22 protein-coding genes, 1 pseudogene and 1 other annotated feature are annotated in these 20,009 nt (G+C 53.6%); of the genes and pseudogenes, 8 read left to right on the forward strand and 15 right to left on the reverse strand.

Going from position 1 to position 20,009, the window contains the following annotated elements:
* Positions 1-5: 5 nt before the first annotated feature.
* Positions 6-1,322 carry an L-fucose:H+ symporter permease gene (gene fucP / locus EOS97_RS09455; protein WP_000998359.1) on the reverse strand — a complete coding sequence of 439 codons (1,317 nt, stop codon included), beginning with the start codon at positions 1,320-1,322 and terminating at the stop codon, positions 6-8.
* 30 nt (positions 1,323-1,352) lie between these two features.
* On the reverse strand, positions 1,353-2,273 hold the full coding sequence (gene rbsK, locus EOS97_RS09460; RefSeq protein ID WP_000350272.1) for a ribokinase: 921 nt from the start codon (positions 2,271-2,273) through the stop codon (positions 1,353-1,355).
* Positions 2,274-2,597: 324 nt separating this feature from the next.
* Here rbsK and EOS97_RS09465 point away from each other — a divergent pair, with 324 nt between their 5' ends.
* Complete coding sequence (locus EOS97_RS09465) at positions 2,598-3,383, forward strand: DeoR family transcriptional regulator (RefSeq protein ID WP_000448637.1); 786 nt, start codon at positions 2,598-2,600, stop codon at positions 3,381-3,383.
* A 1-nt stretch (position 3,384) separates the two neighbouring features.
* Here EOS97_RS09465 and ilvN read toward each other — a convergent pair whose 3' ends face one another.
* The 3 genes from ilvN to ivbL form a co-directional block, all read right to left on the reverse strand.
* On the reverse strand, positions 3,385-3,675 hold the full coding sequence (gene ilvN, locus EOS97_RS09470; protein ID WP_001171826.1) for an acetolactate synthase small subunit: 291 nt from the start codon (positions 3,673-3,675) through the stop codon (positions 3,385-3,387).
* A 3-nt stretch (positions 3,676-3,678) separates the two neighbouring features.
* A complete protein-coding gene (gene ilvB / locus EOS97_RS09475; RefSeq protein ID WP_000168435.1) occupies positions 3,679-5,367 on the reverse strand; it encodes an acetolactate synthase large subunit in 1,689 nt (562 codons plus the stop codon).
* A 106-nt stretch (positions 5,368-5,473) separates the two neighbouring features.
* Positions 5,474-5,572, reverse strand: coding sequence for an ilvB operon leader peptide IvbL (gene ivbL, locus EOS97_RS09480; RefSeq protein ID WP_001541152.1), 99 nt, complete (start codon positions 5,570-5,572; stop codon positions 5,474-5,476).
* 522 nt (positions 5,573-6,094) lie between these two features.
* Between ivbL and EOS97_RS09485 the strand changes: the two are divergent.
* From EOS97_RS09485 to emrD, 4 genes and pseudogenes are all read left to right on the forward strand, one after another.
* Positions 6,095-6,209: pseudogene (locus EOS97_RS09485) on the forward strand (hypothetical protein).
* Positions 6,206-6,295 carry a type I toxin-antitoxin system toxin TisB gene (gene tisB / locus EOS97_RS09490; protein ID WP_000117642.1) on the forward strand — a complete coding sequence of 30 codons (90 nt, stop codon included), beginning with the start codon at positions 6,206-6,208 and terminating at the stop codon, positions 6,293-6,295. Before EOS97_RS09485 ends, tisB begins: the two are co-directional and overlap by 4 nt.
* A gap of 92 nt (positions 6,296-6,387) precedes the next feature.
* The gene (locus tag EOS97_RS09495) at positions 6,388-7,248 is read left to right on the forward strand and encodes a DMT family transporter (RefSeq protein ID WP_001531658.1); all 861 of its coding nucleotides are present in this window, start codon (positions 6,388-6,390) and stop codon (positions 7,246-7,248) included.
* Between the two features lie 202 nt (positions 7,249-7,450).
* Positions 7,451-8,635 carry a multidrug efflux MFS transporter EmrD gene (emrD, locus tag EOS97_RS09500; protein ID WP_000828744.1) on the forward strand — a complete coding sequence of 395 codons (1,185 nt, stop codon included), beginning with the start codon at positions 7,451-7,453 and terminating at the stop codon, positions 8,633-8,635.
* Here the strand turns inward: emrD and EOS97_RS09505 are convergent.
* Together EOS97_RS09505 and dsdC are read right to left on the reverse strand one after the other, a co-directional pair.
* Positions 8,562-9,647 carry a cellulase family glycosylhydrolase gene (locus tag EOS97_RS09505; protein WP_000238925.1) on the reverse strand — a complete coding sequence of 362 codons (1,086 nt, stop codon included), beginning with the start codon at positions 9,645-9,647 and terminating at the stop codon, positions 8,562-8,564. The genes emrD and EOS97_RS09505 overlap by 74 nt on opposite strands.
* 63 nt (positions 9,648-9,710) lie before the next feature.
* Complete coding sequence (dsdC, locus tag EOS97_RS09510) at positions 9,711-10,634, reverse strand: DNA-binding transcriptional regulator DsdC (protein ID WP_127836214.1); 924 nt, start codon at positions 10,632-10,634, stop codon at positions 9,711-9,713.
* 225 nt (positions 10,635-10,859) lie between these two features.
* Between dsdC and dsdX the strand changes: the two genes are divergently transcribed.
* Together dsdX and dsdA are read left to right on the forward strand one after the other, a co-directional pair.
* A complete protein-coding gene (dsdX, locus tag EOS97_RS09515) occupies positions 10,860-12,197 on the forward strand; it encodes a D-serine transporter DsdX (protein WP_000543317.1) in 1,338 nt (445 codons plus the stop codon).
* 17 nt (positions 12,198-12,214) lie between these two features.
* Positions 12,215-13,537, forward strand: coding sequence for a D-serine ammonia-lyase (dsdA, locus tag EOS97_RS09520; RefSeq protein ID WP_000427991.1), 1,323 nt, complete (start codon positions 12,215-12,217; stop codon positions 13,535-13,537).
* 81 nt (positions 13,538-13,618) lie between these two features.
* Here dsdA and EOS97_RS09525 read toward each other — a convergent pair whose 3' ends face one another.
* The 7 genes from EOS97_RS09525 to ibpA all read right to left on the reverse strand — a co-directional run bounded on the left by EOS97_RS09525 (position 13,619) and on the right by ibpA (position 18,090).
* Positions 13,619-14,149, reverse strand: a complete 531-nt coding sequence (locus tag EOS97_RS09525) for a radical SAM protein (RefSeq protein ID WP_000147830.1) — start codon at positions 14,147-14,149, stop codon at positions 13,619-13,621.
* A complete protein-coding gene (locus EOS97_RS09530) occupies positions 14,146-14,508 on the reverse strand; it encodes a DUF202 domain-containing protein (RefSeq protein WP_001113454.1) in 363 nt (120 codons plus the stop codon). The genes EOS97_RS09525 and EOS97_RS09530 overlap by 4 nt, the downstream gene beginning before the upstream one ends.
* Positions 14,498-14,845: a YidH family protein gene (locus EOS97_RS09535; protein ID WP_000703964.1), complete on the reverse strand. Its 348-nt coding sequence runs from the start codon at positions 14,843-14,845 to the stop codon at positions 14,498-14,500. Before EOS97_RS09535 ends, EOS97_RS09530 begins: the two co-directional genes overlap by 11 nt.
* A gap of 119 nt (positions 14,846-14,964) precedes the next feature.
* A complete protein-coding gene (locus tag EOS97_RS26765) occupies positions 14,965-15,282 on the reverse strand; it encodes a hypothetical protein (RefSeq protein WP_136164402.1) in 318 nt (105 codons plus the stop codon).
* A gap of 6 nt (positions 15,283-15,288) precedes the next feature.
* A complete protein-coding gene (locus EOS97_RS09540; protein WP_001279793.1) occupies positions 15,289-16,950 on the reverse strand; it encodes a putative transporter in 1,662 nt (553 codons plus the stop codon).
* A 188-nt stretch (positions 16,951-17,138) separates the two neighbouring features.
* Positions 17,139-17,567 (reverse strand): small heat shock chaperone IbpB, encoded by a 429-nt coding sequence (gene ibpB, locus EOS97_RS09545; RefSeq protein ID WP_001246919.1) that lies wholly within the window; start codon positions 17,565-17,567, stop codon positions 17,139-17,141.
* Between the two features lie 109 nt (positions 17,568-17,676).
* Entirely contained in the window at positions 17,677-18,090 is a 414-nt protein-coding gene (gene ibpA / locus EOS97_RS09550) for a small heat shock chaperone IbpA (protein ID WP_001532742.1), read from the reverse strand.
* Positions 18,084-18,157: a sequence feature (ROSE (Repression Of Heat Shock gene Expression) occurs in the 5'-region of heat shock genes and acts as an RNA thermometer to modulate expression.), on the reverse strand. (Overlaps the previous gene by 7 nt.)
* Before the next feature lie 242 nt (positions 18,158-18,399).
* Here ibpA and EOS97_RS09555 point away from each other — a divergent pair.
* A complete protein-coding gene (locus tag EOS97_RS09555; RefSeq protein ID WP_001675643.1) occupies positions 18,400-18,732 on the forward strand; it encodes a YceK/YidQ family lipoprotein in 333 nt (110 codons plus the stop codon).
* A 1-nt stretch (position 18,733) separates the two neighbouring features.
* On the opposite strand, the gene EOS97_RS09560 is transcribed toward EOS97_RS09555, so the two are convergent.
* On the reverse strand, positions 18,734-19,960 hold the full coding sequence (locus tag EOS97_RS09560; RefSeq protein WP_023165876.1) for a DUF3748 domain-containing protein: 1,227 nt from the start codon (positions 19,958-19,960) through the stop codon (positions 18,734-18,736).
* Positions 19,961-20,009 lie beyond the last annotated feature (49 nt).

The following is a 20,009-nucleotide window of genomic DNA, read 5'->3' on the forward strand; positions in this document are numbered from 1 at the left end:
TCTCCTCAGGACGCGGCGACTTCAGCCAGGTTGCCGCGCACTTTGCTTTCGCGCCAGAAGTAAACGCCAACGTAAACAAAGCACAGCATGGAAACCAGGAATGAGAGCTGTAGCGAGTGGAACATGTCCGCCACGTAGCCCTGAATCGCGGGAACCACCGCCGCGCCGACAATCGCCATCACGATGACCGCCCCCGCCATTTCGGTATGCTCGTTATCGACGGTATCGAGCGTTCCGGCATAAATGGTCGCCCAGCAGGGGCCAAACAGAACACTGACCAGCACCGCCACGTATACCGCGCTAAAGCTGGGCGCCAGCGCTACATAGGCCAGGAACAGCGCGCCGATCACAGAGTAAAGGATCAGGACTTTTTCCGGGTTAAAGCGTGTCATCAGAATGTTGGCGATAAACTTGCCGATAAAAAAGCAGGCGAAGCTGTAGACCATAAAGGTTGAGGCATCGCGCTCATTGATATCGCCTAACTCCAGCGCCAGACGGATAGTGAACGACCAGACCGCCACCTGCATTCCCACATACAGGAACTGCGCCACAATACCGCGACGGAAGCGGGCGTTGCTGGCGAGATAGCGTAGCGTATCCAGCGCCGAGGGGCGTTTATGACTCGCGGTTTGCGCGACTTTACAGGTCGGGAAACGCGTCAGCAGGAACAGTACCATCACCACTACCAGAACCATAATCATGTACTTATAGGGTTCCAGAGTGTTTTCCAGCATCAGCACCTTGAAGTTGTGGACTTGCTCGGCATTCATGCCCGCCATCTGTTTTTCCAGGCTTTCCCCTTCGGAAAAGACCAGATATTTACCCAATAAAATGCCTGCCGCCGCGCCGATCGGATAAAAGGTCTGGCTGATATTCAGCCGCAGCGTGGCGTAGGCTTTCGGCCCGATCATCGAACTGTAGGTGTTCGCCGCCGTTTCCAGGAAACTCAGGCCAATCGCAATGGCGAAAATCGCCGCGAGGAACATGGTGTAGGTCGCCATGTGCGACGCCGGGAAAAAGAGCGTACAGCCGACAATGTATAGCGTCAGGCCGATAAGTATCGCCACTTTATAACTGGTTTTTTTAATGACCAGCGAGGCCGGAATAGCAATTAAAAAATAACCGCCATAAAAGGCGCTTTGTACTAATGCCGAAGCAAAGTTGCTCAGCGAAAATACACTTTTAAATTGCGTAATCAGAATATCATTTAACGCGGCTGCGCATCCCCATAATGGGAATAAACAGGATAACAAAATAAACTGGAACAGAGGTGTCTTATTCAGATACCCGTCGGGCATCTGAACGATGTTTTTATCGTTCATAGTGCTACCTTTAACAGTGCAGGGTGATTGTTATTCGTTCAACGAAAGATACTCATTAAATTGCTCAATGCTTGGATAAGAGGATTGGGTGCCTTTCCCGGTGACGCTGAAAGCGGCAAAGAGGACGGCTTTTTTCATGGCGGCTTCCACATCCCCGCTCTGGACGTAGTAATGCGCGAAACAGCCGATAAAGGCATCGCCCGCGCCGCTGGTATCGACAGCGTTCACTCTAAACGCCGGGACATGGACTTCCTGGTCACGCGTCATCCACAGCGCGCCTTTCTCACCCATGGTGACGATAATATTGTTCAGCCCTTTATCTACCAGCGAACGTGCCGCTGCGCGAATATGGTCATAGGTATCCACTGGCATACCGGTTAATATTTCCAGCTCGGTTTCATTGGGTACAAAGAAATCGCATTTACAGGCATAAGACATATCTAATTCCCGTAATGCTGGCGCAGGGTTTAATAACACTTCAATCCCGTGTTTCTTGCCAAATTCTATTGCGTGATAAACCGTTTCAAGCTGAACTTCCAGTTGCAGAACAATAAGCTGGCATTTTTTTAAATCTTCCGCCGCGCGATCGATATCTTCCGGCGAGAGAAACTTGTTGGCGCCTTTGATGATCAGAATGCTGTTGCTGGAGTTGGCGTTGACGAAAATCGGCGCTACGCCGCTGCTGGTACACGGTACTTTTTCTACATACGTCGTATTGATCCCCCAGGATTCGAGATTACGAATGGTGTTGTCGGCAAAAATATCGTCGCCCACCTTGGTCAACATCAATACTTTTGAATTGAGCTTAGCGGCCGCCACGGCCTGGTTCGCCCCTTTTCCGCCGCAGCCGATTTTAAACGCCGGCGCTTCCAGAGTTTCCCCTTCTTTAGGCATCTGGTTGGTGTAGGTGATAAGGTCCACCATGTTAGAGCCAATAACCGCGATATCCATTTTACTCCCTCTCAGAAATCGTCACACGACAATGATATTAAAATAACATTATCATGTTACTTCCGTATCATTTGTGACTATGATCGCGATTAGAGGATCATTTTGCCATTTACTTCGTGAACAATCCCTGGCGGAACATACGCGCATCAAATCATTTTTAGGGTTACAATTTACTGAAAATTAACTATTTATTGTTATAAAACGCGAATAAACCCACTTTTATTTCCTGACGGCCAGACGTATAGTAGTGCCACACTGTAATGTTCTCAGAAACACATAAATGTTACTGATGGAACATAACAACATGATTTGTGGAGAGGGTGAATGGAGACCAAGCAAAAAGAACGTATCCGACGCTTGATGGAGTTACTGAAAAAGACCGATCGAATCCATCTGAAAGACGCCGCGCGGATGCTGGAAGTTTCGGTGATGACCATTCGCCGCGATCTCAGCCAGGATGATGACCCTTTACCGCTGACGCTGCTCGGCGGCTATATCGTCATGGTAAATAAGCCTGCGTCTTCAACCAATATGCCGCTGCCGGCGAAAAAAACGCATCATCGGGACGACCTTCCCGTTGCGATCCTGGCCGCCGGCCTGGTGCGTGAAAACGATCTGGTTTTTTTTGATAACGGTCCGGAAATGCCATTAGTTATCAGCATGATACCGGATGATATTACCTTTACCGGGATTTGCTACTCGCATCGGGTATTTATCGCGCTGAATGAAAAGCCTAATGCCACGGCGATTTTGTGCGGCGGCACCTATCGGGCCAAGAGCGATGCCTTTTATGATGCCAATAATCCTTCGGCGCTGGATTCGCTCAATCCGCGCAAAGTGTTTATTTCCGCCAGCGGCGTACATGAACATTTTGGCGTGAGCTGGTTTAACCCGGATGATCTTGCCGCCAAACGTAAAGCGATGGAGCGTGGTCTGCGCAAAATTTTGCTGGCGCGTCACGCCCTGTTTGATGAGGTCGCGCCTGCCAGCATTGGTCCGCTTTCTGCCTTTGATGTCCTGATTAGCGATCGCCCATTACCGACAGATTATGCCGCTCACTGTCGGAATGGTTCCGTCAAAGTCATCACGCCTGATTCGGAAAGTGAATAACTTACTCAAAAAAGACGGCAATTTTATTGAACATGGTGGGATCGGACTGGTTTCGTACCACCTTCGCCACGTCTTCCAGTTTATCGATCTGACTGATCATCTGTTCAAGCCGCTGATCGTCATTGACCAGAAGCCAGATGCGGCTCTGATCGCTACCCTGAATCGGTAAACAGAGAATACCCTCAACGTTGAAAGCGCGTCGGGCGAACAACCCGCAGACGTGGGTCATCACGCCAGGGTGGTTGCGAACGGTCAGCTCCAGAATAACGTTATCATGTGATTGTTTCTGCATGGCTTATTCCCCCACCATCTCTGTATTTGCCGCGCCCGGCGGCACCATCGGATACACTTTTTCTTCTGCACCAATGCGCACATGGATCAACGCCGGTCCAGGACGACGAATGATAGCCTGCAACGCCGCCTGCGGATCGGCTTCGTTATTCAAATCACAGGTATCCAGACCAAACCCGGCGGCAATCTGCATAAAGTTGATGCTTCCCGGATAGGTCGCCGCAAAAACGCCCTGTTTATAGAACAGACTCTGTTGCTGATGTACCAGTCCCAGCGCGTCGTTATTCATCAGGATAATTTTCACATCCAACTGGTTTTCACTGGCGGTAGCCATCTCCTGAATATTCATCATCAAACTACCGTCGCCGGAAAAACACAGCACCTTGTTGCCCGGATTCGCCAGCGCCGCGCCAATCGCCGCGGGCAGACCAAACCCCATGGTGCCCAGCCCGCCGGAAGTCAGCCACTGACGCGGACGGTTGAGCGGATAAGCCTGCGCGGTCCACATCTGATGCTGACCTACGTCAGTGGTAATAATCGCGTTGTCGGCCACACAGGCGGCGACCGCATTAATCAGCCCATAGTGACTAAGCGGGTTATTTTCCTGGGGAATACTGCAAGGGAATTCTTGCTGCAAGTCCGCCACCAACTGATGCCATGCTTCCCGCGGCTGTGCCTCGATATGGGGAATTAACTGTGCCAGTACATCATCGACATCCGCCTGAATAGCCACATGCGGCTGCTTAATTTTGCCTAACTCGGCGCGATCGATATCCACATGGATGATTTTGGCGTTCGGACAAAACTGCTCCGTTTTGCCAATCGCCCGGTCATCAAAACGCGCGCCCAGGACAATCAGTAAATCGGCCTCTTGCAGAATAAAATTGGTACTGCGCGCGCCGTGCATCCCCAGCATTCCTAACGACAGCGGATGCGCCTTAGGCAGCATTCCCAGCGCCATTAAGGTCATTGTCGTCGGCAGTTGCGCTTTTTCCGCCAGTTCGCGCACGCGTGTCGGCGCATTGATCACGCCGCCGCCCAGATACAGCACCGGACGCTTCGCCGCGTTAATCATTGCGGCGGCCTCGCGGATACTCTCCGCGCTAAACTCCGGCGGGGGTGATTTTTCCGCCGGCGACGGCAACGCATCCAGCTCAATTGTCGCCGTCTGCACATCTTTAGGAACGTCTATCCACACCGGGCCGGGACGCCCCGACTGCGCCAGACGAAAAGCATCGCTCATCACCTGAGGCAGCTCGTTGATATTTCTGACCAGATAGTTGTGCTTGGTGATGGGGATAGAGATACCGTAGGTATCCACTTCCTGAAACGCGTCAGTACCGATCATGGACGCCGGAACTTGCCCGGTAATGCAGATTAACGGAATGGAATCCAGGCGCGCATCGGCAATAGCCGTGACCAGATTGGTCGCGCCCGGCCCGCTACAGGCCATACAAACAGCAGGTTTACCCTCCGTCCGCGCCATCCCCTGCGCAATAAACCCCGCGCCTTGTTCATGGCGCGCCAGAATATGACGGATTTGCGTACTTTGGCTTAACGCGTCGTAAACGGGGAGGATCGAACCGCCGGGAATGCCGGTGACGATACGAATCCCCTGACGCTCCAGAAAATGAACAATAAATTCCGCGCCCGTAAAGCGCAGAGGTGTAGATGTTGTGCCCGAACTTGCCATGCTCCATTCCTTTTATTCTGAGCCGACGTTCCGGGAAGGTGTCTTAAACAAAAAACCCCGCCCGGTTTGCGCCGGCGGGGTTTTGGAATCGTGTGTGTTCCGGACCCTACGGCGCATTGCCGACGACCACCACCACACGCACGACGACCACTGCGCGAGATGGCGCAGTTGTTAGTAGGGTCGCGTTCAGCATGGAAGGGTTCATTAGGGGCCTTGTCTGTTTGTTATTAACACGTTTTATACAAGCACAGCGCTTTCAGCATGACAACGGAAAAATTTTCATCTGCACAAAAATGCGTCATCGATCACATTTTTCTACGAATTTACGCACCTGGGGTATAGGCGTGATAAGCGTAGCGCCCTCTGGTAATCGCCGGGATTGATGATCACGCGTTTCACAATGCCGGAAAACAAAAAACCTCGCCGAAGCGAGGTTCTTACAGCGTAATGCGGGTGGTAGCCGCGAAGCACACTGTGTTATGTCAACAGCAGAAGTATACGCGTTCTGTGCAGAACGCGCAATTTCGGCGCGAATTTTGATGAATTTGAGTATGGATCAGAAGCTCCGTTCTGTCTATAAATTACTGTTCATTTATACAGTACTTAACTATAATGTCTTTGACACAATGTGTTATGCGGGGGCCGCATCGTAAACCGGCGCAACGAAGTCCTGGCTGAAACGGGTGGTGCCGTCAGCGCCTTAACCCCCTCGTGAGCACACTGTGTTATGTCAACACGCACACTATTCCTCGCAAAAGGGATCGCGTGCGCAACAGCTGGCAACAGGCAGCGGAAAGGTACGTCGGCTGGCAGTGCTCCTTAACCACAGGAGACGCGTATGAGCGTAGTGGATATCACCATTCTTATCCTGAAACTCATTGTTGCAGCACTGCAACTGCTTGATGCTGTTCTGAAATACCTTAAGTAATTCAGATTCAAGCCGCACCGAAGGGGAGCGGGCAACCGCTCCCCTTTCACCTTATCCGCTGGTCTTTCGCTTCCCGGGTATGTTACGTTTTTATGACACCCTCAACGACGCCTGACGCTATGACCCTTTCCGTTTTCTGCATTTTGCTGTTCGCCGCGCTGCTACATGCCAGCTGGAACGCCATTGTCAAAGCGGGAAACGATAAGCTCTACGCCGCGATCGGCGTCAGCGGTTCTGCGGCGGTCATGGCATTGATCCTTTTGCCCTTCTCGCCGCAGCCAGCTCACGCCAGTATCCCTTTTTTAGCGGCCTCTACCGCGCTCCAGGTGGTGTATACCGTCCTGGTGGCGAAAACCTATCAGGTCTCGGACATGAGCCAGACCTATCCTCTTATGCGCGGCACCGCGCCGCTGCTGGTGGCGCTCATTAGCGTTCTGTTTCTTGGCGACAGCCTGTCGTCGATGGCCTGGGTCGGCATCGCAGTGATCTGCATGGCGATACTTGGGATGGCCTGTAATGGCCGCGCCAGCTCTCAACGTGGTGTCGTGCTGGCATTAACTAACGCCTGTTTTATTGCCGGATATACGCTGGTGGACGGGACCGGCGTAAGACTCTCCGAAACGGCGCTGGGCTATACGCTATGGTCATTTTTTCTCAACGGCGCCTGCCTGTTAACCTGGGCGATGATTGCGCGGCGGCGGGAAGCGTCGCGTTATCTGGCGCAACAGTGGAAAAAAGGCATTTTTGGCGGGATTGGCACTATGGGATCTTATGGGCTGGCGCTATGGGCCATGACCCAGGCGCCGCTGGCGGTGGTCGCCGCGCTGCGTGAGACGTCGATTTTATTCGGCGCGCTGATAGCCTGGCTGTTGCTTAAAGAGAAAGTGGCCGGGCTACGTCTGGTGGCGGCGGGCGGGATTGCCCTCGGGGCGATTTTACTCCGTCTGTCATGATCGCCCAATGACAGCCGCAGACGTAACACATTCTCGGCAACATTTGTTGCCGCTTTTGTTTACATATCCTGCCGTTCCTTCGTCTGCCATTGCTGGTTGCTGTCTGGCCTTCTTTTTCTGGTGTGATAGATTCCTCTCGCATTTATGGGAATGCGCAGCAAGTTATTCTTATTTTTTCTTTTTTTGAAAAGTAATCAGCGAAATGAAAAGGCAGAGAAACGTCAATTTGTTGTTGATGTTGGTGTTACTGGTAGCCGTAGGGCAGATGGCGCAAACCATTTATATTCCCGCCATCGCCGATATGGCGCAAGCGCTAAACGTCCGGGAAGGCGCCGTCCAGAGCGTAATGGCTGCTTACCTCCTGACCTACGGCGTCTCGCAACTGTTTTACGGCCCGCTTTCCGACCGGGTTGGGCGCCGCCCGGTAATCCTCGTCGGCATGTCTATTTTTATGGTAGCGACCCTGATCGCCATGACCACGCATAGTTTGACGGTGTTGATTGCCGCCAGCGCCATGCAAGGGATGGGAACCGGCGTTGGCGGAGTAATGGCGAGAACGCTCCCGCGCGATCTGTATGAAGGAACGCAGCTTCGTCATGCCAATAGCCTGTTAAATATGGGGATTCTGGTCAGCCCGCTGTTAGCGCCGCTGATTGGCGGTCTGCTGGACACCCTGTGGAACTGGCGCGCGTGTTACGCTTTCCTGCTGGTGCTTTGCGCTGGCGTCACCTTCAGCATGGCGCGCTGGATGCCGGAAACCCGCCCCGCCGGCGCGCCGCGCACACGGCTGATCGCCAGCTATAAAACGCTGTTTGGCAACGGCGCATTTAACTGTTATCTGCTGATGCTAATCGGCGGGCTGGCTGGCATTGCGGTCTTTGAAGCCTGTTCCGGCGTGCTGATGGGGGCAGTATTAGGTCTCAGCAGTATGGTGGTAAGCATTCTGTTTATTCTGCCGATTCCGGCGGCGTTCTTCGGCGCCTGGTTTGCCGGACGCCCGAATAAACGCTTCTCAACCCTGATGTGGCAGTCAGTTATTTGCTGTCTGCTGGCAGGTCTTATGATGTGGATTCCCGGCTGGTTTGGCGTGATGAACGTCTGGACGCTACTCATCCCCGCAGCGCTGTTTTTCTTCGGTGCCGGGATGTTATTTCCACTGGCCACCAGCGGCGCGATGGAGCCGTTTCCGTTCCTCGCAGGCACCGCTGGCGCGCTGGTCGGCGGGCTGCAAAATATTGGTTCCGGCGTACTGGCGTGGCTTTCGGCAATGCTGCCGCAAACCGGTCAGGGCAGCCTGGGACTGTTGATGACCCTTATGGGATTGCTGATCCTGGCGTGCTGGCTGCCGCTGGCGTCACGGATATCGCATCAGGGACAGACGGTTTAACGTTCCCCTCGCCCGGCTTTTTGCCGGGCGTTTCACACTCCGGCGCGATCATCGCATTGAGCAGGGGCTCTTGCGCCGGACGCCACGCCCCTTCTTCGCCGTCATAAAACTGAGTGTCCGCGTTTATCGCATACGGAATATGCGCTTTTTTCAGCTCGCAGGCCATAAAACGGGCAAACGCGAACTGTGAAGCGACCGGCGTCATTTTTATCGACTCTCCCGGCGCCCATCCGCCCACCCAGCTTGCATGGCCAGTCTTATGCTGCCAGCGAACCGCAGCGTTGATCCGTGCCCGAATCGCCGCTTTTTCCGCCGCCGTGCCTGATGTCCACGGATATTTACCGCCGCTTTTCAGGGGGCCCCACGGGAAGATGTGCCACTCCGCCAGTACATAGTTCTGGCTTTGCGCCGGCAGTTTAAGCGCCGACAAATCCTCCGGCGCGGCGCGCATGCGGGGGGCAACGAAAATCATCCGCTGTGGATCAATGGCGTGAATCAGGCGGATGGTTTTGTCATATACGCGATTCAGCGACGCCATATTATGATTGAGTTTGTCGGCAGGCTCATAAATGAGATCGAACCCCAGAAGCGGGGATGTCTGACCAAAATAGCGCGCGACCACGCTCCACCAGTTGATCAGCTCCTTTTCATGGCTGGCGCTGGGATCGGTTTTATACGCATCCGCCTGATAGGCAATAATGGGTATGACGCCATAGTATTCGCAGGCTTCTACCAGCTTACGCAAATGGATGAGGCGCGCTTCCGTCGGCGCGCCTGCCACACGAATACGGACATGCGTTAACCCTTTTGCCTTAAAATCCCGCACGACCAGCGGATCAAACTCGCGGATACCCCGTTCCGTTCGCGCCCAGTCAACATCCATCCCAACGCCAAGCTGCTGCGCATAGCGCGCCGCCGTCAAAGGCATCGGTTTCGCATAGACGACCGCGCTGGTCAGCATGAGAGAGGCAATAAGCGGTTTAAACACGACGCCCCCTAAAATTTTTACCACGGTGATAGCACGTATTTAGCATATTCACTCCCGGCAGGTGTAGCGACAAAGCGTAATAAATCTTCACACCTGTTCCTGCAACCAGCGAATAAATGCCTCGATTTTCGGCCACTGCCTGCCAGGCAGAGTGGTGACATAATAATGCTGATGACATTTCAGCCTCATGTCACCAAAAGGCGCAATCAGTTCTCCGCTGTCGAGACGCTTTTGCACCAGCCGTTTACGTCCCATCGCCACGCCAATGTGGTTCATCGCGGCAATTACCGCTAAATCAGAACGATCGAAGCCAATGCCGGATGAATCCGGCAAATTTACCGCAAAATGCTGCGCCCAACTGTGCCACTCATCGGTGCCAGAATCGTTACTCCACGCCTGTCTGTCGTGTAAGAGCGTACAGTGCAGCAGGTTATTCAGGTTGTCCTGCAAGGCGAAACGACGGGCATAATCCGGGCTGCAAACGGGCAAAATCGCCTCATCCATTAAAAAATGGTGCGTGAGCTGCGCCGACGGCGCATCGTCAAAATAGATAGCCAGGTCAATGCCGGCACGCTGTAGGTTAACGTTATCGTTGCCGGTCAGCATAGTGAGAGAAATTGACGGATAGCGACGGGTAAAGTCCCCCAGCGCGGGCACCAGCCAACACTGGGCGATAGAGGGACGGGAATACACGGTCAGCGTGCCGGACAGTTCCTGATTTTTGATATCGAGAATTTCCTGATTCAACGTATCCAGCGACGATTTCAGCGCCCAGAATACCCGTTTGCCTTCATGGGTAAGCTCCACTTTACGGTGAGAGCGGACAAATAGCTGGATTCCCAACTCGGCTTCCAGTTGATTGATACGATGGCTTACCGCACTTGGGCTTAACGACAGCTCATCTGCCGCCAGAGCAAAGGACTGGTGTCTGGCCGCGACTTCAAAAGTATAGAGTTTGGATAACTGCCAGCCGTTGAGTAAGCGGTTTCGGGTATCGCGAAGGGGTTCCATGGCAACCTCAGTCATCTTTTAATTTCCCGAAGTGTAAAAAAACACGCTGAAAAAATCCGCACATAGATGAAGCAAAATGAACCATATCGCAAAATAAAAGCAATATTAGATGGAAATCACATAGTTGATTCAATTTACATCATGTGAATGGCAAATTATATCGTTTGTCAGGGGGTGCTGTTTTTCTGTCCAATAAGAACAGATTAATCACAGGGTAGGTGAGATATGCACGCTCAAATCTGGGTAGTGAGCACGCTGCTGATCAGCATCGTGTTAATCGTATTGACCATCGTGAAGTTTAAATTCCACCCCTTCCTGGCGTTACTGCTCGCCAGTTTCTTTGTCGGCGCGATGATGGGCATGGGGCCGCTGGAGATGGTCACGGCGATAGAAAACGGAATAGGCGGTACGCTCGGTTTTCTGGCCGCCGTTATCGGTCTTGGCACCATCCTCGGCAAAATGATGGAGGTTTCCGGCGCGGCGGAACGCATCGGGCTTACGCTCCAGCGCTGCCGCTGGCTCTCTGCTGACGTGATCATGGTACTGGTGGGGCTGATTTGCGGTATCACGTTGTTCGTGGAAGTGGGCGTCGTGTTGCTCATCCCACTGGCGTTTTCTATCGCTAAAAAGACCCATACCTCGCTGCTGAAGCTGGCCATTCCGCTGTGTACCGCGCTGATGGCCGTCCATTGCGTGGTACCGCCGCATCCGGCTGCGCTGTTTGTCGCAAATAAACTGGGGGCGGATATCGGCTCGGTGATTGTCTACGGTCTGCTGGTCGGGCTGATGGCCTCATTGGTCGGCGGCCCGCTGTTCTTAAAGTTTCTGGGTAATCGTCTGCCGTTCAAGCCCGTACCGACAGAGTTTGCGGATCTTGAAGTGCGCGCCGAAAACACCCTGCCGTCGCTGGGCGCAACGCTGTTTACCGTTCTGCTGCCGATTGGCCTGATGCTGGTGAAAACCGTCGCTGAACTGAATATGGCGAAAGACGGCACGTTGTATACGCTGCTGGAGTTTATCGGTAATCCGATCACCGCAATGTTTATCGCTGTCTTTGTGGCGTATTACATACTCGGTCTGCGCCAGCATATGGGTATGAGCGCGCTACTTACCCACACCGAAAACGGCTTTGGCGCCATTGCGAACATCCTGCTGATTATCGGCGCGGGCGGCGCGTTCAACGCCATTCTCAAAAGTAGCGGGCTGGCGGACACGCTGGCGGTGATCCTCTCAAATATGCATATGCACCCGATTCTGCTGGCATGGCTGGTAGCGCTGATTCTGCACGCGGCGGTCGGCTCTGCGACGGTAGCCATGATGGGCGCCACCGCGATTGTTGCGCCCATGCTGCCGCTCTATCCTGACGTCAGCCCTGAGATCATTGCGATTGCCATTGGTTCCGGCGCCATTGGCTGCACGATCGTGACCGATTCCCTGTTCTGGCTGGTCAAGCAGTATTGCGGCGCTACGCTGAATGAAACGTTTAAATACTATACGACGGCCACGTTTATCGCATCGGTCGTTGCACTGGCTGGCACATTCCTGCTTTCCTTTATCATCTGATCGTAAAGAGACGTACTATGGAAAACATACAAAAGCTCATCGCCCGGTATCCTTTGGTCGAGGATCTGGTCGCCCTCAAAGAAACCACCTGGTTTAACCCGGGCGCCACCTCTCTTGCACAAGGTCTACCGTATGTCGGCCTGACGGAGCAGGACGTAAACGCCGCCCATGACCGTCTGGCGCGCTTTGCGCCGTATCTGGCGAAAGCGTTTCCGCAAACCGCTGCCGCTGGCGGCATGATCGAATCTGACGTGGTCGCTATTCCGGCCATGCAAAAGCGGCTGGAAAAAGAGTATGGGCAAACGATCGACGGTGAAATGCTGTTAAAAAAAGACAGTCACCTGGCAATCTCTGGTTCCATTAAAGCGCGCGGCGGCATCTACGAGGTGCTAACGCACGCGGAAAAACTGGCGCTGGAGGCGGGTCTGTTAACCACCGACGATGACTATAGCGTGTTGCTTTCGCCGGAATTTAAACAATTCTTCAGCCAGTACAGTATCGCCGTCGGTTCAACCGGCAATCTGGGGCTATCGATCGGTATCATGAGCGCCTGCATCGGTTTTAAAGTGACGGTACATATGTCTGCCGACGCCCGCGCCTGGAAAAAAGCGAAGCTGCGTAGCCACGGCGTGACGGTCGTAGAATACGAAGATGATTACGGCGTGGCGGTTGAGCAGGGCCGTAAAGCAGCGCAATCCGATCCAAACTGTTTCTTTATCGATGATGAAAACTCCCGCACGCTATTTCTGGGCTATGCGGTAGCGGGTCAGCGTCTGAAAGCGCAATTCGCGCAGCAGGGACGCGTCGTTGACGCCAGTCACCCACTGTTTGTCTATCTACCGTGCGGCGTTGGCGGCGGCCCTGGCGGCGTCGCCTTTGGCCTGAAACTGGCGTTTGGCGACAACGTCCACTGTTTCTTTGCCGAACCGACCCATTCACCCTGCATGTTACTCGGCGTTTATACCGGTCTGCACGATGCCATCTCAGTACAAGATATCGGTATTGATAACCTGACGGCGGCTGACGGCCTGGCGGTAGGTCGCGCTTCGGGCTTTGTTGGTCGGGCAATGGAGCGTCTGCTTGACGGCCTCTATACCTTAGACGATCAAACAATGTATGACATGCTGGGCTGGCTGGCGCAGGAGGAAGGAATTCGACTGGAGCCATCAGCTCTGGCGGGGATGGCCGGGCCACAGCGCATTTGCGCCTCCGTCGCGTATCAGCAAAGGCATGGATTCAGTCAGACGCAGCTCGGCAACGCGACGCATCTGGTATGGGCAACCGGGGGCGGCATGGTGCCGGAGGATGAAATGGAACAATACCTGGCGAAAGGACGCTAATACTCGCTCAGTGCCGGAAAGACGGCTGCGCCATCCGGCACGCCATCGCCTGATGGCGCTACGCTTATCAGGCCTGTGACGTTAACGCAGCATCGCCATCAACTCCTCCGGCGAGCGATGCTGCTTCAGTAAATCCCGCATCACCCGCATATGCGGCGAGGAGTAGTTAAAAAAGGTCTGGTAGCCCTCGCAAAGCTGATTTTTCCCCTGGCTATCCCGATGCTCAGGGCATCCGCCGCCGCAAAATCGTAATAAAGAGCACTTCTGACATTCAGCGCTTAGCGGCGCCTTGTCCGGCGCTTCAGCGCCATTCCTGCCGCCGCACCACTGCTGTAGCGTCTCATCAAAAAGGCGGACCGAGATACGCTGAATATCTTCACGTACCCAAATATCAAATACGCTATTTAAAAACCGCCCCCAGTCTGCTGAACACAATGAATCCTCGGTCAACATTCCGTTCCGGTCATGTTCCAACAATGGGATAAAATGGACATTGCGAATGCCGAGCCGTTGTAAGTTACGGTACAGTTGCTGAGGGCGCTGGCTATTCTGGCGATTTACGACGACCTGAATCTGGTCATCACTCACGACAATGTCCTGACGTCCTGTCATATAAAATTCCCGATAAATGCAATAAGTTGGCGAATATGGGTAACAGCAAACAGGATTGCGAGCGACAACACCGCGAGGGAGATCAAAAATTTGTCACGCACGACATGAGTTTCGGAAAAATCGCTATGCGCGACATCCATCAAATTACGACTCAGGGTATAACGCCAAAGAATCACCGCCACTATCGCCAGAACGCTGATCGACACCCAGAACAAGAACCCCGCCTGATGCCAGTGGTGCCTGACGGCTAACGCCATTAACGCCCCGTATCCCAGCAGCGTGCGAAACCAGGCCAGCGACGTACGCTCCGGTTGCAGTCCCGGATCGTTCTGCCGACGGGCTTTACGACTATCCGGCATACAGTACCAGCCCCATCACTATCACCGCGACAATCATCAAAATAACGCTGATGATCAACAGGCTATGGGTATAAGGCAAATCCTCTTTCAGGCGCATCGCTTTTTCATTACGTAACCAGCGTAGATAGCCATAAATCGCCAGGCCGCCCGCAAACAGACACAACAGTAGCGCCAGCAGTTCACGGATCACCGGCGTGGCAAAATCCGGGGCGAGCTGATCAAGACCGACGCCTGCCGCCAGAAATCCCAGCGAGGTGCGAATCCACGCCAGAAAGGTGCGCTCATTTGCCAGTGAGAAGCGATAATCCGGCGCTTCTCCGAGGCGGGAAATCTTCATGACGACTCCTTTTACGTTCTTATGTATTCCCGTTCGTTTTCAGAATACCACTCACGTTGTTGCTGATATGCTTCACATTATCCCGCAGCAAGGGAATCTTATTGCAAAATAACTGTAGTTCACTGGTGACGCGTTTCGGCGCAACCGCGCTCATTCCCGCTATTTTTCATTTCAGTTGCGACCTTTTTCAACGCCACCGCCAGGAAAGGCATTATTGCCGAATTAAAAGCTGAAAAACTACCCGTCGCGACGAAAAAAAAGGCGATGAAGATTGATAACCAACTGAAATAAAATGGAATTATGCTCATTGCCATTACGCTGATTAGCACGTTCATTGAGGAAGGAGATAAGAAGAAGAGCAGAAGTGTGACCGGTGCGGCGCGCGTTATCCAGCCTGGATTTAACACAGTGCGTAGGCTGGATAAGCAACGCGCCATCAGGCGCTAACCCATTCCCCAAAAAATCACCGCCAGCAGTTGTGGCGTGATAATACGCAGGAACATCACTAACGGATAGACGGTCGCGTAAGAGAGCGCCGCCGCGCCGCTGGTGGCATGAAGATTGTTGGCAAATGCCAGCGCTGGCGGATCGGTCATCGAACCGGCCAGCATCCCGCACAGCGTCAGATAGTTCATTTTGGCAAAAATCCGCGCCAGCAAACCGACGGTAATCAGCGGAATAGCGGTGATGAAAATACCATAGCCAATCCAGCTTAATCCTTCGCCCTGCGTCAGCGTATCGACAAAATCGCCGCCGGATTTCAGCCCAACGACCGCCAGAAACAAAACGATGCCTAACTCACGCAGCGCGAGGTTGGCGCTCGGCGGCATAAACCAGTACAGCTTACCGATGCTGCCGATACGCCCCAAAATTAGCGCCATGATCAGCGGCCCGCCAGCCAGCCCCAGTTTTAACGCGACCGGGAATCCCGGCACAAACAACGGGATTGACCCAAGCAGAACCCCTAATCCGATGCCGATAAACACCGGCAGCATCTGCACCTGCTGGAGTTTTTGCTGCGCGTTGCCGACCACATTGGCTACCGCATCAATCGAGGCAGGACGCCCCACCAGATTGAGAATGTCGCCAAACTGCAGGCTGGCGTCGCTGCTGGCGACCAGCTCAACGCCCGCGCGGTTAAGACGGGAGATAACCACGTCATAACGCTCTTTAAAGTGCAAATCGCGGATACGTTTGCCGAGCACTTTTTCGTTGGTGACGACCACACGCTCGACACGTAAATCCGTGCCGCGCGTCGACAACGAGGTGTCCACTTCCTTGCCGATCACCAGTTGCGCGTTATGCAGGTCGGTAGATTGGCCGACGAGGTGCAGCAGGTCGCCTGCCTGGATAATCGTCCCCGGCGACGGCACCATCAGCGTGTCGTCGCGTTTCAGGCGTGAGCAAATGATTTTATCGCTGTTCAGGATCGGCACATCCTGGATAGCCATATTATTGAGGTTCGGATTCTCGACACGGATATTCATTGTTTGAATTAATGAATGGCCGTTAGCGAGAGAGGATTCGTGCTTCTGCGCCTCCGCCTCGACGTTAACGCGAAAAATCAGCCGCATCAGCCACATGGTGAGCAAAATACCGCAGATGCCAAACGGATACGCCATCGCATAGCTCATCCCCATCTGATCCACCAGATCCACTGGCGTTCCCAGATCGCGCAGGATTTGCTGACCCGCCCCTAACGCAGGCGTATTGGTGACTGCGCCGGAGAAAATCCCCAGCACCACCGGCAGCGGAATAGCGAAAATTTTATGCAGAATCGCGGTGACCAACCCGCCCATAATCACAATCAGAACAGCAAACAGATTGAGACGCAGCCCGGAAACGCGCAGCGAGGCGAAAAACCCCGGCCCCACCTGTATGCCGATGGTATAAACAAAAAGGATCAGGCCGAATTCCTGGATAAAGTGCAGCATATCGCCGCTCAGCGTCACCCCAGCCTGATCGACGAAGTGGCCGACGATAATACCGCCGAACAGAACGCCGCCAATACCAAAGCCGACACCGCGCACTTTAATGTTGCCGATCCATAAACCGACAACCGCCACCAACGCCAGAACGCTGACCGTCAATGCGATATCACTCATCTTTTCTTCCCTGTGAGTAACATTTCAATTTATAGGGATTATGACTGAACCGTTAAGGCATATATACAGCATGGCGCACATTCTCATGTTACAAAACCGCCCAGACGTCCTGACTTCGGCAGCGTCTTACCCTTTTTCGTGGCACAAAAAAGCCCCGCCATCTCTGGCGGGGCAAGGCAAGGAGCTTATTAGCTATTTAATGCGGAGCGTTCGTTAATGGCGATACGCTGCGGCGCAATGGTTTCCGGCTCGTTACGGGTTAAATCAATATGCAGCAGGCCGTTGGTAAACGTCGCGCCGGAAACTTCCATATTCTCAGCCAGCGTAAAGCTCAGGCTAAAAGGCTGCATGACCAGGCCCTGATGTAACCATTTGGGCTCGTTTTCCGGCTGTTCCGGCGTACCTTTCACCGTCAGGCGCGTGCCTTCCAGTTGAATATCCAGATCTTCCTGACGGAAACCGGCTAACGCTAAGGTGATGCGATAATGGTTATCGTCGCTTTTTTCGATGTTATAGGGCGGGAAGCTCTGGCTTTCGCCGCTGTTTTGCAGCGCATTGGCCAGCTTGTCAAAACCGATCCATTGACGCAGCAGTGGGGATAAATCGTAGTTACGCATAATCATTTCTCCTTCTAAGAAGCGAGTTTTTACCTTCACACTTTACGTGCGAATATGCTCCCTGACGGCGAGCATGGGATGACAGGCCGCGCAACGCGACCCGACGGAATCAGTTAATTTCGATACGGCGCGGTTTGTTCGCTTCCGGAATCACGCGCTCCAGTTCGATATACAGCAGCCCGTTGACCAGGTTTGCGCCGCGAACGTGAATGTTCTCCGCTAACTGGAACTTACGTTCAAAGTTACGCTCGGCAATGCCCTGATACAGGTAAGTACGTTCTTTCTGCTCGTCCGCATGAGCGCCTTTTACCACCAGTAAATTATCCTGGGCAGTAATCTCCAGTTCGCTTTCCGCGAAACCGGCAACGGCAATGGCGATGCGGTAGTGGTTTTCGTCTACCAGCTCAACGTTGTACGGAGGGTAGCCGCCATTACTTTGGCTTTGGTTATTTTCAAGCAGGTTAAACAGACGGTCAAAACCAATGGCAGAACGGTACAGCGGGGATAAATCAAAGTTACGCATAATCATAAACTCCTGAAATCAGCGAGAATGTCAGACCTTCCATCATGGACAGGCCAGGATTGCCAGAACACCCATCAGGCGTGCCCTTCTATTCACTACGTCTTATAAATGGGTCTGAATACGTACTTTTCAAGTATTTTAATCCGACTTTTTTTTGCAGTTTATTGGCTATTGCATAGACTGGTTGGGATAGCACTGATTGTTAAAGTGCGATTACCGCCACAGTGCCACGTACTGGTGATGTTATTTTTAGCAACGGATCGCTATAACTCATCATGCAAATAACGACAACCAACAGATGAATGAGTGATGATAAAAAACGTGTGGTTAACGCTGATAATATGGAATGGGATGCTTTTATTAGGCGGTTGTTCAAGCGTCATGTCGCACACCGGCGGTAAAGAGGGTACTTATCCTGGCACGCGCGCCAGCGCTACGATGATCGGTAACGATGAGACAAACTGGGGCACCAAATCGTTGGCCATCCTGGATATGCCGTTTACCGCCGTGATGGATACGATCCTTCTGCCGTGGGACATCTTCCGCAAAGACAGTTCGGTAAGATCGCGCGTCGAGAAAAGCGAGGAGGAGACGAAAATGACCAATGCCGTCATCCCCCCGGCGAAGATGCCTCCTCCCTGATTTATCGCCCGGTTTCCGTCACCCATAGCTGACGGAACCCTTTCACCTCTTCCATCCATGCGACGTGTCGCCCATCCGGTGAAAAAACGACGGCGTCCGCAGAAGGCGGGTTGTCGTGCCTGGCGGTTAAGAAGTCGATCTTCCCACTTTGTGCGTCGCAGCAGGCAATCCGATTTTCCAGCACCAGTCCCAGCCATTTACCCGACGGATGCCAGTTAAACGCTGACTGTACGCCGGTCGCATGATGCGTTAACTGCCGGGGCTCGCCTCCCTGCGGCGATATCAGCCACAGTTGCGCTACGCCGTTATCGTCCCGCATCAAAAAGGCGATCGCCGTCGCCTGCGGATTACTGCGAACCCAGTGGCGTGGTTCGTTAGTGAGTCCTGGATAAACACGCTGGTGAGTAAAGGTAAGACGCCGCTGAACTACGCCCAACGGCGGCGATGGCATCGTTGATTCGGTTCCCGTCAGCGGCGTGTCGCCTGCCTGTTTCCAGCCGTTTTCATGACACGGTAAATCGACAATAAACAGCTCCGGGACTTTTTTGCCCGTCAGCGACAGCGTATCGCCAATAAAGGCGATCTGGCGGTTGCCCACCCAGCCCTCTTCATAGGCGCGGTTAATGTCATCGCTACCAGGTCTCGGCGCAGGCGTCGTGCGGCTAACCAGTACGCACCAGTAGCTACCGCTGTATTCGCGCGCATGCTGAACCGGCACCGTTACCGGCCCATACGGCACGGCCACGCCGACATTACGTAGATCCAGCGCCGGATCTCGCTCATGCAGAACGTGGTCATTATAGGTAAAACTCACCAGCTCGCCGTTCGGGCTAAATACATGGACGTGACTGCCGCCGCGCAGCGCGCCGGGAGTATACGGCGCAGTAATATCCATCGCATCGAGGTTAGTCACGCCCCCCGGCGTTGCAATAACGCCCCGGCGGTGGTGGAAATCGTAATGCCACGTCTCATCAGGGTTTTCAGGGCCATGAATAAACACATAGTGATTGTCGGCAGGATGCACCGTCACCACGCCGACATGCGCGCCCTGCACGGCGCGATAAATCACCTCCACGTCGCCGGTATGCACATTGACACGCTCAATAGTCTTGCCCGTAAATGACGCGCCTGAAGGCCGTACATCAAAGACCAGCCACTGGCTGTCAGGTGTCCAGGTATTGGTGTTGGTAAGCTGGTGATGGCGCGGCGTAAAGGTGATTTGTTTCATGGGATGTCCTGATAAGAGACGATGCTCGCCATCATACTTCACACGGGCT

Source organism: Salmonella sp. SSDFZ54 (genome assembly GCF_004010735.1).
Lineage (GTDB): Bacteria > Pseudomonadota > Gammaproteobacteria > Enterobacterales > Enterobacteriaceae > Salmonella > Salmonella enterica.